Origin of the sequence: Mycobacterium sp. DL592, assembly GCF_011694515.1 — a bacterium.
Classification (GTDB): domain Bacteria; phylum Actinomycetota; class Actinomycetes; order Mycobacteriales; family Mycobacteriaceae; genus Mycobacterium.
Window position 1 is genome coordinate 2745031 of record NZ_CP050192.1, and the last position, 13459, is coordinate 2758489.

The window sequence follows — 13459 nt, forward strand, 5'->3', positions numbered from 1 at the left end:
ATCGGTAGTGCTGGGTCGAGCTAATCCATGTAGGCGCCACCGTTGACGGCCAGCGCCTCGCCGGTGATGAACCGGGCGTCATCGGACAGCAGGAACGCGACGCTGTACGCCACGTCTTCAGGCTGCTGCAAACGGCCAAGCGGCGTGTCGTCGATCCACATCTGCTTGACGTCCTCGGGGGTCGAGCCGCGAAGTTGCGCCTCCCAGGCGAGTTCGCGGGACTGCATGGGGGTCTCGACGAATCCGGGGCATACGCAGTTGACGGTGATGCCGTGTTCGGCAAGTTCGTAGGCCATCGCCTGGGTGAGTCCGACGACACCGTGCTTGGAGGCGACGTAATCGGACAGGTACGGCACCCGGCCCTGCTTGCCGGCCATCGACGCGGTGTTCACAATCGTCCCGCGGCGTCCGGTTCTGATCATCGCGCGGGCGGCTGCCTGCCCGCAGACGAAAACGCCCTTGAGGTTGATGTTCATCGTCAGGTCGTACTTGTCCAGCGGAAGATCGAGGAAAGGCACCATGAATGAGATGCCGGCATTGCTCATCCACGCGTCCAGGCCCAGGCGATCAGCGACGTCGTCGGCGACCGCTGCCGCCTGCGCCGGGTCGGTGACGTCGAGTCGTGTCGCCTCGTGCCCCAGACCCGAGGTGTCAACGAGCGAGGCGGCCACCTCGGCGGCGGCATCGACGTCGACATCGGTGACCACGACACGCCAATCCCGTTGCGCTAGAACCGTCGCGATCGCCCTGCCGATGCCGGATCCCGCTCCGGTGATGACCACGGTCTTGCTCATTGACGAGTCCTTTCAGCTAGCGAATGCGAGATGCCTGCGGTGGCGCTGGCCAGGTTGCGCCATTCCTGGTATGCCGCGTCGTACACCGCGACTTTCTCGGGATCGGGCAGCACCGGCTCGCCGAGGGTGATGAAGCGCCGGCACTGCTCCCAGTCGGCCAGCACCTCGACACCGACCGCGGCGATCAGCGCCGCCCCGAGTGACGCACCAGGATGGTCGACGATCGGGTACATCGGGGCGCCGAGCACCTCGGCGTGGATCTGCTTCCACAGCGTCGATTTACTGCCGCCATTGGTGATCGACGCACGCCCGAGCTCGATGCCGAGTTCGGCGAACACTTCGACGTGGTGGCGGAACCCGAACGCGATAGCCTCCAGCGTCGAGCGGTACATGTCGGCGCGGGTGGTCCCCAGATGCAAGCCCGCGTAGACCCCCCGCAGGTCCGGATCGTGCAGCGGGCTCTTCTCACCCAGGAAGTACGGCAGGCAAAGCACCTCGGCCGGGCGACACTCGTGCGCCTCGGCGTCCAGGCGCAGCAGATCCTCGCCGCCGACCAGACTCTGAAACCAGCGGATCAGGCTGCCGCTGGTGGCCATGCAGCCGTTGGGAAGCCAGCGTCCGGGGACCGGGTGGGCGTCCAGATACAGCCGGGCGTCGACCACGGGTTCGTCGCTGGCGACCAGGATGTCACCGGCACCGCCGAGCTTGACCAACCAGTCCCCGTGCTCCTCGACACCTGCGGCGAAGGCCGACAAGACATGGTCGGCACCGCCGACCACCAGCGGGGTACCGACAGCCAGGCCGGTCCGCTCGGCCATCTCGGCACTGAGCCGGCCGGCGACCTGACCGGGATGTAGCACCGGCGCCAGCGCCACCGCGTCGATGTCCGCGGCGGCCAGTACCTCCCCCACCGGATCCCCGCCGATGGTGAACAGCCCGGATTCTAGCGCCCAGTTCGTCTCGACATGCGGATCGGCGCCCAGCGCCATCAGCACCCAGTCGTAGGAACCCACGAAATGAGCTGTCTGCGAGGCGATGTCGGGCTCATGACGATGCAGCCACAGCGCGGTGGGAGCCACCGACTGCTGGGTCAGCGCGGCACCGGTCAAGCCCACCAGGTCGATGTCGGCCAACTGAGCTGCAAGGGTGCGGATCTCGTCGGTCGCCCTGGCGTCGTTCTGCAGGATCGCGCGACGCAGCGGCCGGCCGGCGGCGTCGACGGCGACGACAGCGGGCACCATCCCCGTCGTGGCGACGGCCCTGACGTCACTCGGCGAGATCCCCGCGCTGGCGACGAGTTCGGCGATCGAGTCGACCACATTGGCCAGCCACTGTTGCGGGTCCGCCTCGGCCCATCCGGGATGCTCACTGAAAAGTGTTGCGGTGCGGCTGGTTTGCGCGACGATTCCGCACTCGGTGTCGAAGAGGACAGTCTTGGTGCCGGTCGTGCCGATATCCACCCCGACGGTGTAGGCCGTCACCGAAGGTCACCAGCCGTGCCGGTGTCGGACGATTCCTCGCGGTTCACGCAGATGACGTCGACACCCAGGTTTCGGGCGGCGATCAGGGTGGGATGGTCGGGATGGCTGTCGGTGACGATGTGAGCCGCCGCGCTCAACGGGGCGACGGTCAGCAGTTGCACCCGGCCGAGTTTGGACTCGTCGGCTACCACGATGATGCGGTCCGCCGAGGCGGCGGCGGCCCGCTTGGCACTGCCTTCCACCCGGTGGTAGTCGGTCAGGCCGCGAACCGGATCGACCCCGGCGATACCCATGATGAAGGTGTCACAGTTGTACATCTGGAACACCGACTCGGTCTCGAAGCCGATCAGGCTCAGTTCCCCGGGCCGGAGATTGCCCCCGGTCACGATGATCGTGGTGTCCGGTTCATCGGCGAGTTCGATCGCCGCGAGCAGGCTCGGCGTCACGATCGTCAACCCCAGCCCGCGGCCGCGGATGGCACGAGCCACCGCCAACACGGTGCTACCGCTGTCGAGGATCACAGTCTCGCCCGGCTGGAGCAGTTCGACGGCGGCCTCGGCGATATGCATCTTCTCGGTGGCCGAGCGTGAGGCACGGCTCTCGAAGGACGGTTCCTCCGCCTTGCGGTAGGCCGCGATCGCGCCGCCGGTGATCCGCCGAACCAATCCGGAGGCCTCAAGGGCGTCGACGTCCCGTCGGATCGTCATCTCCGAAACGCCGTATTCCTGGGCCAGCGCGGCGTACTCGATCTCGCCCTGGTCGAGGACGCGCTGTTCGATCTGCGCTCGTCGCGTCTTGGCTGACACCGGCTCGCCGCTCCTCGATTGTGACTGATTCACGTTCTGTGTGCCCCAATGTAAGGTCTTCACGGTGATGCCGCAATGCCAGCGGCGATATTCATCTACTTTTTGTTAATTTCTTGCAGTTAGTAGCGGGATACGTTAGAAAAAGACACACCGAAACGAAAGGGAGTCAGATGGCCGAATGGGTGCGAGAAGTCTTCTCCGTGCAGAAGCCCGTCATCGCGATGCTTCACCTGTCCGCGCTGCCCGGCGATCCCGGATTCGACACTCGCGGTGGGCTGGCAGCCGTGGTCGACCGGGCGAAGGAGGAACTCGACGCACTCCAGCAGGGTGGCGTGGACGGCATCATGATCTCCAACGAATTCAGCCTGCCGTACCTCACCAAGACCGAACCGATCACCGCGATCACCATGGCGCGCATCATCGGTGAACTGCTGCCCGACATCTCGGTCCCCTACGGTGTCAATGTCTTGTGGGACGGCCGCGCCTCCATCGACCTCGCCGTCGCCACCGGCGCGCAGTTCGTCCGCGAGATCTTCACCGGCGTGTACGCCAGTGACTTCGGCTTGTGGAACACCAATGTTGGTGAGGTCGCCCGCCACCGTGCGCGTATCGGCGGGGCCGGGGTGAAGCTGTTCTTCAACATCGTTCCGGAATCCGCCACCTACCTAGCCGAGCGCGACCTCGCCTCGATCACGCGCACCACGGTGTTCGCCACGCTGCCCGACGCGATCTGCGTCTCAGGACTCACCGCCGGAGCACCGACCGATCTAGCCGCGCTCTCGGTTGTCAAGAAGTCCGCCGGGGCGGTGCCGGTGTTCGTCAACACCGGCGTGAAGGCCGACAACGTAGTCGAACAGCTCGCGCTGGCCGACGGGGCGATCGTCGGAACCTACTTCAAGAAAGACGGCATCTTCGAGAACCGCGCCCAGCGTGAGCGCGTCGAGGAACTGATGGCCAACGCCAAAGCCGCCCGCTAAGCCTCAGGAGCGCTCCCGCGGACCGCACCCCGAAGGGCGTCGGCGGCGGCGCGGATCTGCGGGGTCACCAGCATCACCTGGCCCAGCACCCCGTTGACGAAGCCGGGCGACTCGTCGGTGGACAGCTCCTTGGCCAGCTCTACCGCCTCGTCGACGGCCACCGGCTCGGGAACGTCGTCGGCATGCAGCAACTCCCACACCGCGACCCGCAGAATCGCGCGGTCGACGGCGGGCAGCCGCTCCAGCGTCCAGCCCTGCAGGTGTGAGGTGATCAGTTCGTCGATATGCGCGATGTTCTCGGTGACGCCGCGCGCCACGGTCACCGTGTACGGGTTGAGCACCGACACGTCGGTGTTCGACTCGGCCAGCACGATCCGGGAGTCGGCCACTTCGGCGGCGGTCAGGCCGCGAGCCTCGGCTTCGAAGAGCAGGTCGACGGCGCGCTTGCGCGCCTGATGACGACCCTTGTCGCCCTTGCGATCAGCCATGCTAGGCGTTCACGCGGCCCAGATAGCTTCCGTCGCGGGAGTCCACCTTGAGCTTGTCGCCGGTGTTGATGAACAGCGGCACCTGGATCTCGGCGCCGGTCTCCAGCGTCGCGGGCTTGGTGCCGGCACTGGAGCGGTCGCCCTGCAGACCGGGCTCGGTGTGGCTGACCAGCAGCTCGACGGTCACCGGCAGTTCCAGGTACAGCGGTGCGCCCTCGTTGAACGCGATCTGCACCGGCATGCCCTCGAGCAGGAAGCCCGCGGCCCGGCCGACGAGCGCCTCGGGCAGCGGATGCTGTTCGTAGTCCTCGGAGTCCATGAATACGAAGTCGGAGCCGTCGCGGTACAGGTAGGTGGCGTCGCGCCGGTCGACGGTCGCGGTCTCCACCTTCACGCCGGCGTTGTAGGTCTTGTCGACGACCTTGCCCGAGAGCACGTTCTTGAGCTTGGTGCGCACGAAGGCGGGGCCCTTGCCGGGTTTGACGTGCTGGAACTCGGTGATCTGCCAGAGCTGGCCGTCGATGTTCAGCACGAGGCCGTTCTTGAAGTCGGCAGTTGTTGCCACAGTCGGTCGTTCTCCTAGGTCAAGATGGTCAGTTCCTTGGGGAACCGGGTGATCAGCTCGGTTGTCTCGTGTCGCCGCCCGAGCGGCTCGTCGAGCACGACCAGGGTGTCCTCGATCCGCACACCGCCACGGTCGGGCAGGTAGACGCCCGGTTCGACGGTCACCACAGAGCCAGCAAGCAGTGTACCGGCGGCCGCCGAGTTGATTCCCGGCGCTTCGTGGATCTGCAGTCCGACGCCGTGTCCCAGGCCGTGCCCGAAGTTCTCGGCGTAGCCGGCGTCGGCGATCACCTGCCGGGCGGCGCGGTCCACATCGCTGAGCGTGGCGCCCACCTTCAGCGCCTCCCGCCCGGCCCGTTGGGCGGTCTCCACCAGGGTGTAGATCTCGCGCTGCCAGTCCGCCGCAGGCCCAAGCACGAACGTCCGGGTCATGTCGGAGTGGTAGCCGCCGACAAGCGCGCCGAAGTCGATCTTGACGAAGTCGCCGGCGGCCAGCACCGCATCGGTGGGCCGGTGATGTGGGATCGCGGAGTTGGCGCCGGCGGCCACAATCGTCTCGAAGGACGGGCCGTCGGCGCCGTGCTCGAGCATCAGGGCCTCCAGTTCGCGGCCGACTTCCTTCTCGGTGCGGCCCGGACGCAATCCGCCGCGCTGGACCAGCTCGGCCAGCGCCGCGTCGGCGGCCTCGCAGGCCAGCCTCAGCAGGGCGAGCTCGCCGGCGTCCTTGACCTCCCGCAGCGCCTCGACGACACCGGATGCCCGCACCAGTTCGGCGGCACCGGGGTGTTCGTCGAGTTCCTTGGCCAGCAGGTCGAAACCGTCGACGGTGACCACGTGGCTTTCGAATCCGATCCGGCGGGCCCCGTCGGCCACCGCCCGGCCGACCAGATGGCGTGCGCAGGCGCGCTCGATCGCCGTCTCGACATCGGGCGCCTGGTTGGCCGCCTGGGTGCGGTAGCGGGAGTCGGTGGCCAGTACCGTCGGCGTGTCGCCCGCGAACACCAGCAACGCCGCGTTGGAACCGGTGAAACCGGACAAATAGCGGACGTTGACCAGGTCACTGATCACAATCGCATCCAGCCCGTCGGCGGCCAGCCGGTCGGCCAACCGGTCTCGGCGTTGGGAATGTGTCACGGTCGCCGACGGTACTCGCTACGCTGATGCCCCATGAACAGTTGGTTGTTGCGCGGATTGGCCTTCGCGGCAGGGATGGTTGTCGTCCGCCTGGTGCAGGGAACGCTGATCAACCAGTTCCCCACCCACGCCGGATTGGTCAGCGTCGTCCTGGTGGCGCTGCTGGCCATCGTGGCCTTCGTGTGGGGCCTGCTGGACGGTCGCGCCGACGCCAACGCCAACCCCGATCCGGACCGCCGCCGCGATCTGGCGATGACCTGGCTGCTCGCCGGGTTGTTCGCCGGGGTGCTCAGCGGCTTCGTCGCCTGGCTGATCTCGCTGTTCTACAAGGCCGTCTACGTCGAAGGCCTCATCAGCGAGGTGACCACGTTCGCCGCGTTCACCGCGCTGCTGGTGTTCATCCCGGCGATCGCCGCGGTGTCCATCGGCCGTTGGCGGGTCGACCGCAAGCGGCCCCAAGAGCCGCGCCGACGCTTCGGTGAGGCCGCCGACGTGTTCGACGCCGTTCACGACGACGACCGCACCGGCCCCGTCCCGGGGACTGTCGCAGGCGGCGCAGCTGCCGCCGAGGAGCAGACCTCGGCCATCGCCACCGCCGAGCGCGAGGACGCCCCCACCGAGGCGATCGACTACCCCGAAGCGGGTAAGGACTCCGCCAAGTAGCGCAGGGCCAGCAGGTAGCCCTGCACGCCCAGTCCGACGATCACTCCGGTCGCCACGGCACTCAGGTACGAGTGGTGCCGAAACTGTTCGCGCGCATGCACATTGGAGATGTGCACTTCGATCAACGGACCGCGTAGCTCGGCGCAGGCGTCGCGCAGCGCGATCGAGGTGTGGGTGAACGCGCCGGCGTTGAGGATCACCGGGTCACCCGCGTCGGCGGCGGCGTGCACCCACTGCAGCAGCTGTTCCTCGCTGTTGCTTTGTCGCACAACGGCTTGCAGGCCCAACTCGGTGGCCTGGGCTTCGATCGCGGTGACCAGCTCGTCGTAGGTGGTGCTGCCGTACACGTCGGGCTCGCGACGGCCGAGCCGGTCGAGGTTGGGCCCGTTGAGAACAAGAACCGTGGTCATCGCTTCTGCGCCACCTCCGCATAGGCCGCCGCCAGGAGCGACGGGTCGGGCCCCTCGAGCCGGCCGGGTTTGGCCAGGCCGTCGAGCACAACGAAACGCAGTACACCGGAGCGGGTCTTCTTGTCCCCGGCCATGGTTTCGATCAACTGTGGCAGCGCGTCGGCGTCGTAGCTGACGGGCAGACCCAGCGCGGTGAGCACCGCGCGGTGCCGCTCGGCGGTGGCGTCGTCAAGCCGCCCGGCGAGTCTGCCGAGCTCTGCGGCGAACACCAGCCCCACCGACACCGCGGCACCGTGGCGCCAGCGGTACTGTTCGCGGCGTTCGATGGCGTGTGCCAGAGTGTGGCCGTAGTTGAGGATCTCGCGCAGCGCCGATTCCTTCTCGTCGGCCGCGACGACCTCGGCCTTGACGGCGATCGCCCGCCGGATCAGTTCGGGCAGAACATTTCCGGCCGGGTCGACGGCGGCCTCGGGATCGGCCTCGATGAGGTCGAGGATCACCGGGTCGGCGATGAAGCCGGCCTTGACGATCTCGGCCATCCCGGCCACCAATTCGTTGCGCGGCAACGTCTCGAGCATGGCCAGGTCGACGAGCACGGCGGCGGGCTGGTGGAACGCGCCGACGAGGTTCTTGCCCGCGTCGGTGTTGATCCCGGTCTTGCCACCGACGGCGGCGTCCACCATGGCCAGCAGGGTGGTCGGGATGTGGACGATGTCGACACCGCGCAGCCAGGTGGCCGCCGCGAATCCGGCGACGTCGGTGGCCGCGCCGCCGCCGAGGCTCACGACGGCGTCTTTGCGTCCGATTCCGATGCGTCCCAACACTTCCCAGATGAAACCGACGACCGCGAGGTCCTTGCCGGCTTCAGCGTCGGGGATCTCGATGCGGTGGGCGTCGACACCCTTGCCCGCCAGATGCGCACGGACGGCTTCGGCGGTCTGCGCCAGCACCGGCTGGTGAAGGATCGCGACCCGGTGCCGCGAACCGAGCAGGTCGCCGACCTCACCGAGCAGTCCGGTGCCGACGATCACCGGGTAGGGCGGAGTGACGGCCACCTCGATGGTCACCGGGGCGGCCGGGGTGGTCTTGGTCATTTGCGGACTCCAGCGCGGCGGGCGGCCAGCGCTGCCGGCGTGGCAGGCGTGACCGGGGCGGATTCGGTCGGGGCGGACGACACCGCTGGTGTGGGTGGCGTTGTGTCGGAGGACTTTTCGGCCCGGCCGCCCGACAGCCCCCGCCGCCACGGCGGGCGGCGCCGGCGTGGCGGTTGCGGATTTTCCAGGCGGGCGACGATGTGACGGACGACCGCGCCGGGATTGCGGCGGTTGGTGTTGATCCGGATCTTGGCGACCCGCCGGTACAGCGGCACCCGGTCATTCATCAGCTTGCGATACTTCTCGGCGTGGTCGGGCCCGGCCAGCAGCGGGCGCACAGTGCTGCCGCTGGTACGCCGAACCCCTTCGGCGGCACTGATTTCCAGGAAGACGACGGTGTGTCCGGCCAGCGCGTCCCGGACTCCGGGGGTGGTGACCGCGCCGCCGCCCAGCGACAGGATGCCGTCGTGGTTGGCCAGGGCGTCGCGGATGACGTCCTCTTCGATGCGGCGGAACTCCGGTTCGCCGTCGTTGGCGAAGATGTCGGCGATGGTGCGGCCGGTCTTCTCCTCGATGGCGGCGTCGGTGTCGAGCAGGGTCAGGCCCATCGCCTTGGCCAGGCGGCGTCCGATGGTCGATTTACCCGAGCCGGGCAAGCCGATCAGTACGGCCTTGGGCGCCATCTCGGCTACCCCGATGCCCGGACGGCTGTTCCGGACGGTGTGCGCCGCGCGATCGCCGCGAGGTAACCGTCGATGTTGCGGCGGGTCTCCTCCAGCGAGTCACCACCGAACTTCTCCAGCACGGCCCTGGCCAGCACCAGTGCCACCATCGTTTCGACGACGACGGCCGCGGCAGGCACCGCGCACACGTCGGAGCGCTGGTGGATCGCCACGGCTTCGTCGCCGGTGGCCATGTCGACGGTGGCCAGCGCGCGCGGCACGGTGGAGATCGGCTTCATGGCGGCGCGGACCCGCACCGGGAGGCCGTTGGTCATACCGCCTTCCAGGCCGCCGGCGCGGTTGGTGGAGCGCACCACGCCGTCGGGTCCGGGGTACATCTCGTCGTGGGCCTGGGTGCCGCGGCGGCGGGCGGTCTGGAAGCCGTCGCCGATCTCGACACCCTTGATGGCCTGGATGCCCATCACCGCGGCGGCGAGTTGGCTGTCGAGCCGGTTGTCGCCGCTGGTGAACGAGCCCAGGCCGACGGGCAGCCCGTGGGCCACGACTTCGACCACACCACCTAGCGTGTCGCCGTCCCGCTTGGCGGCCTCGATCTCGGCGATCATGCTCTCCTGGGCGGCCTTGCCGAAGGCCCGCACCGGGCTCTCGTCGATGGCGGCGAGGTCGGCGGCCTCCGGCGGCGGCCCGTCGTAGGGCTGCGAGTCGCCGATGGAGATGACGTGGGAGACCACTTCGACGCCAACGGCCTGGCGGAGGAACTCCCGGGCCACTGTTCCGGCTGCCACCCGGGCGGCGGTTTCGCGGGCGCTGGCGCGTTCGAGCACCGGCCGGGCGTCGTCGAAGCCGTACTTGAGCATGCCGGCGAAGTCGGCGTGGCCCGGCCGGGGCCGGGTCAGCGGGGCGTTGCGGGCGACATCGAGTTCAGCGGCATCCACCGGGTCGGAGGCCATCACGGTCTCCCACTTGGGCCACTCGGTGTTGCCGATCTCGATCGCGATCGGGCCGCCCAGGGTGCTGCCGTGCCGGACCCCGGCCAGGATGGTGACCTGGTCCTGCTCGAACTTCATCCGGGCGCCGCGGCCGTAGCCCAGCCGGCGTCGCGCCAATTGTCCGGCGATGTCCTCGGAGGTCACCCGGACACCGGCGACCATGCCTTCGACCATCGCTACCAGCGCGCGGCCGTGGGATTCACCAGCAGTTGTCCATCGCAACACGCGTCCCATCTTCCCACGCCGGTCATCCGTGACCCAATTTCACTGCGCGGCGGAGGCGACTAGTGCCCTGGCTACGCCCCCGGGCGCCGCGTCCTCGGCGTCGCCGACGCTGTCGGTATCGAACGAGTGACCAGCTCGTCAACGACAGCCTGGCCGTTGCGACAGAGGCCTCAGAACGCCGCCAACGCGACCGCGGCCAGGCTGGCCAGACACATCGACGGGCCATGCGGCAGCGTCCTGACCCGGCCCAGCACGCCGCACAGCGCCGTAAGCAGCGGTGCGCCGAGCGCGGCCAGCAGCCACACCTCCGGGCCGAAGGCGCCGGTGAGCGAGCCGAGCCCCACCGCGAGTTTGACGTCACCGGCGCCCATGCCGGCAGGCGCGAGCAGGTGCACCACCAGGTAGAGCGCCGCGAGCCCGAGAGCCCCGTAGAGCGCGGGCAGTCCGCGCCCGGACACGACGGCGACTGTCAGCACCACGGCCGCGCCGGGCAGCGTCAGAGTGTTGGGCAGCCGCCGTTGCCTGATGTCGAAGACAGACAAAGCCAGTGCCCAGCCGAGCACCACCGCACAGCCCACCCAGCGCATGACCGCACGCTAACCCAGGGCGGCGGTCATCTCGTTGCGCGGAGCGGGTCGGCCTGTGAATTGTTCGACCTGGCTGAAGGCCTGGTTCAGCAGCATCTGCAGCCCGCTGATCACCTCACCGCCGGCGGCCTGGACGGCGGCGGCCAGCGGGGTGGGCCACGGATCGTAGATCGCATCGAGCAGCACCGGCACCGGGGCGAAGGCATCGGCGTAGCCGGCGGCCGCGGCAGCGGGGATTGTGCTCACCAGAACGTTGGCGTCGGCCACCACATCGGCGAGTTGCGGCCCGTCGAGCGCACAGAACTCGGTGGTGAGCCCGACAGCCCTGCCGAGGTCGACAAGCCGGGCCGCCTTGGTGCTGTCGCGGGCGAGCACGGTGATCCGGGTGACCCCGATCTGGGCCAGGCCGGCGACGGCCGCCGGTGCGGTCCCGCCCGAGCCGAGCACAATCGCGTGTCGCAGGTCCCGATGATGGCCCAGAGCACCTGCCACGCCGTCTATGTCGGTGTTGTCGGCGCGCCAGCCGTGCCCGGTGCGGACCAGGGTGTTGGCCGAGCCGACCAGTTCGGCGCGGTCGGTGCGTTCGTCGGCGACCTCGAGCGCGGCGAACTTACCCGGCATGGTCACCGAAAGACCCACCCACTCCGGCCCCAATTCCCTTACCAGAGAGGGTAATTGCTCGGCTGTGCATTCGATGCGGTCGTAGGTCCAGTCGCTCAGGCCCAGCGCCCGATAGGCAGCCAGGTGCAAAAGTGGTGACTTCGAGTGCGCGACAGGTGATCCCAGCACCGCCGCCTTGCGGGCCGCGGTCATCGCTCAGCGAGCCGAATCGAGGACACCGTTGCGTCGTGCCAACTCGATATTGGCTAGATGCTGCTGATAGTCCTTGGTGAACAGGGTGGTGCCCTCGAGGTCTACCGTCACGAAGTACAGCCAGTCCCCCGGCTCCGGTCGTTCGGCGGCGGCCAGCGCCTCGTCGCCGGGCGAGCAGATCGGCGTGGCGGGCAGGCCGTCGGATGCATAGGTGTTCCACGGCGTGACCTGGGCGCGGTCGGCGTCGGTGGTGGCGACCTCTTGGCGGTCCAGCGGGTAGTTCACCGTCGAGTCGAACTCGAGGCGTTGCGGTTCGGCCAGCCGGTTGTAGATCACGCGGGCGACTTTGGCGAAGTCCTGTGGCTTGGCCTCGCGCTGCACCAGTGAGCCGACGACGAGGATCTCGTAGGGCGACAGGTTCATCGCCTTGGCGGTGTCGAGCAGGCCGCCTTTGACATAGTGGGTGGCGCTTTCGGCGACCAGTGTTCCCAGGATCGCCTCGGGTGACCCGGACGGATCGACGTTCCACGCCCCGGGTGCGATCAGCCCCTCCAGCCGGCGGTGGTTGGCGGCCAGCGCCGTCACCGGTTGCATCGCCCAGTCCGGCACATTGAGCGCCGAGGGCGCGGCCTGCTCGGCCGCCTTGCGCAGGCTCTCGGCGGACACGCACTTGCGCTCTCCGTTGAGTTCCACACAGCTGGCGTTGGCGATCAGCGTGAAGATCCCGTCGGTGACCTTGTCGGAGCCGACGGCCTTGACGTCGTCGAGTTGCCTGCCCTCCGGGATGACCAGCTTGCCCACCCGGTTGGCCGGGTCGGCGAGGCGCTGCACCGCGGCCGACGCCGACATCTCGGTGCGCATCTTGTAGTAGCCCGGCTGGATCGCGGCGATGGCCGCATTGTCCTTGGAGGCGTCGACGAACGACTTGACGCTGGCGACCACGTTCCGGTCGCGCAGCGACTGGGCCACCTGGGTGGTGGAGTCGCCGTCGCGAACCTGGACGACGACGTCGTCCTTCCCGTCGCCGGAGTACTCGCTGGATCCGCCGAACAAATTCGTGCCCAGCAGCACCAGGGCCACCACCACGGCGATGAGCAGGCCTACCGCGCCGAGCCCGATTGCCCTGCGCCGGTTGTTGTTTCGGCGGGCGCGGACCCGCTCGAGCCGGCTCATCCGGCGACGCGGCGCGCCGACCGCGACCGGATCAGCCCGCTGGCTGTCATACCGGCCGGTGTCGTAGTCGTCAGGCATCGTCACTCTCCGGCTGGTTGGACGCCGCGCTGCGACGTTGGTCGAGCCAGCCTTGCAGGATTCCCACAGCGGCTGCCTGGTCGATGACTCCGCGTTGCGCCTTGGACCGCACCCCTGCCTCGCGCAGCGATCGCTGGGCGGCCACGGTGGTCAGTCGTTCGTCGGCCAGCCGTACCGGCACCGGCGCGATCCGGTCGGCGAGCGCATCTGCGAGACCGACGGCGTCCTGCGCGGAGGTGCCGGCCCGGTCGGCCAGGGTGCGCGGCAGCCCGACGATCACCTCGACGACCTCGAACTCGTCGACCAGTGCGGCCAGCCGACGCAGATGTTTGCCCGAGCGCTCCCGCCGAACCGTCTCGACCGGCGTGGCCAGGATCCCGTCCGGGTCGCAGGTGGCGACCCCGATGCGCACGGTGCCCACGTCCACCCCGAGGCGCCTGCCCCGACCCGGGTCATCGGCACCGGGACGGTCGGGCACGCGGTTGTGCGCGGGCAGCACT

The 13459-nt window shown here is 68.7% G+C and carries 15 protein-coding genes and 1 pseudogene; 2 read left to right on the forward strand and 14 right to left on the reverse strand.

Annotated elements, in window-relative coordinates:
• Positions 1–20: 20 nt before the first annotated feature.
• The 3 genes from HBE64_RS13180 to HBE64_RS13190 are packed head-to-tail and all read right to left on the reverse strand — an operon-like array spanning position 21 to position 3081.
• Positions 21–794 carry an SDR family NAD(P)-dependent oxidoreductase gene (locus HBE64_RS13180; protein ID WP_167102673.1) on the reverse strand — a complete coding sequence of 258 codons (774 nt, stop codon included), beginning with the start codon at positions 792–794 and terminating at the stop codon, positions 21–23.
• The gene (locus HBE64_RS13185; RefSeq protein ID WP_167102675.1) at positions 791–2275 is read right to left on the reverse strand and encodes an FGGY-family carbohydrate kinase; all 1485 of its coding nucleotides are present in this window, start codon (positions 2273–2275) and stop codon (positions 791–793) included. Before HBE64_RS13185 ends, HBE64_RS13180 begins: the two co-directional genes overlap by 4 nt.
• Positions 2272–3081, reverse strand: coding sequence for a DeoR/GlpR family DNA-binding transcription regulator (locus HBE64_RS13190; RefSeq protein WP_167102678.1), 810 nt, complete (start codon positions 3079–3081; stop codon positions 2272–2274). Before HBE64_RS13190 ends, HBE64_RS13185 begins: the two co-directional genes overlap by 4 nt.
• Before the next feature lie 170 nt (positions 3082–3251).
• On the opposite strand from HBE64_RS13190, the gene HBE64_RS13195 reads away from it, so the two are divergent.
• Complete coding sequence (locus tag HBE64_RS13195; RefSeq protein ID WP_167102680.1) at positions 3252–4058, forward strand: BtpA/SgcQ family protein; 807 nt, start codon at positions 3252–3254, stop codon at positions 4056–4058.
• Here HBE64_RS13195 and nusB read toward each other — a convergent pair.
• From nusB to HBE64_RS13210, 3 genes are read right to left on the reverse strand one after another with little or no spacing between them, the layout of a single operon-like run.
• Positions 4055–4546, reverse strand: coding sequence for a transcription antitermination factor NusB (gene nusB, locus HBE64_RS13200; RefSeq protein WP_167102683.1), 492 nt, complete (start codon positions 4544–4546; stop codon positions 4055–4057). The two genes, HBE64_RS13195 and nusB, sit on opposite strands and share 4 nt — an antisense overlap.
• A 1-nt stretch (position 4547) precedes the next feature.
• Complete coding sequence (gene efp / locus HBE64_RS13205) at positions 4548–5111, reverse strand: elongation factor P (RefSeq protein WP_167102686.1); 564 nt, start codon at positions 5109–5111, stop codon at positions 4548–4550.
• A gap of 14 nt (positions 5112–5125) precedes the next feature.
• The gene (locus HBE64_RS13210) at positions 5126–6244 is read right to left on the reverse strand and encodes a Xaa-Pro peptidase family protein (protein ID WP_167102688.1); all 1119 of its coding nucleotides are present in this window, start codon (positions 6242–6244) and stop codon (positions 5126–5128) included.
• Positions 6245–6277: 33 nt separating this feature from the next.
• Here HBE64_RS13210 and HBE64_RS13215 point away from each other — a divergent pair, with 33 nt between their 5' ends.
• Positions 6278–6907, forward strand: a complete 630-nt coding sequence (locus HBE64_RS13215) for a B-4DMT family transporter (RefSeq protein WP_167102691.1) — start codon at positions 6278–6280, stop codon at positions 6905–6907.
• On the opposite strand, the gene aroQ is transcribed toward HBE64_RS13215, so the two are convergent.
• The 8 genes and pseudogenes from aroQ to ruvX form a co-directional block, all read right to left on the reverse strand.
• Complete coding sequence (aroQ, locus tag HBE64_RS13220; protein ID WP_167102694.1) at positions 6874–7317, reverse strand: type II 3-dehydroquinate dehydratase; 444 nt, start codon at positions 7315–7317, stop codon at positions 6874–6876. The genes HBE64_RS13215 and aroQ overlap by 34 nt on opposite strands.
• A complete protein-coding gene (aroB, locus tag HBE64_RS13225; RefSeq protein ID WP_167102697.1) occupies positions 7314–8411 on the reverse strand; it encodes a 3-dehydroquinate synthase in 1098 nt (365 codons plus the stop codon). The genes aroQ and aroB overlap by 4 nt, the downstream gene beginning before the upstream one ends.
• Before the next feature lie 170 nt (positions 8412–8581).
• A pseudogene (locus tag HBE64_RS13230) lies at positions 8582–9094 on the reverse strand (shikimate kinase); the annotation flags it as partial.
• A 5-nt stretch (positions 9095–9099) separates the two neighbouring features.
• A complete protein-coding gene (aroC, locus tag HBE64_RS13235) occupies positions 9100–10308 on the reverse strand; it encodes a chorismate synthase (RefSeq protein ID WP_167102703.1) in 1209 nt (402 codons plus the stop codon).
• Positions 10309–10478: 170 nt separating this feature from the next.
• The gene (locus tag HBE64_RS13240) at positions 10479–10886 is read right to left on the reverse strand and encodes a prepilin peptidase (protein WP_371744187.1); all 408 of its coding nucleotides are present in this window, start codon (positions 10884–10886) and stop codon (positions 10479–10481) included.
• A gap of 18 nt (positions 10887–10904) precedes the next feature.
• Positions 10905–11708, reverse strand: coding sequence for a shikimate dehydrogenase (locus HBE64_RS13245; protein ID WP_167102709.1), 804 nt, complete (start codon positions 11706–11708; stop codon positions 10905–10907).
• A gap of 3 nt (positions 11709–11711) precedes the next feature.
• Complete coding sequence (gene mltG, locus HBE64_RS13250) at positions 11712–12959, reverse strand: endolytic transglycosylase MltG (RefSeq protein ID WP_167102712.1); 1248 nt, start codon at positions 12957–12959, stop codon at positions 11712–11714.
• On the reverse strand, positions 12952–13458 hold the full coding sequence (gene ruvX / locus HBE64_RS13255) for a Holliday junction resolvase RuvX (protein WP_167102715.1): 507 nt from the start codon (positions 13456–13458) through the stop codon (positions 12952–12954). The genes mltG and ruvX overlap by 8 nt, the downstream gene beginning before the upstream one ends.
• Between the last annotated feature and the right edge of the window lies 1 nt (position 13459).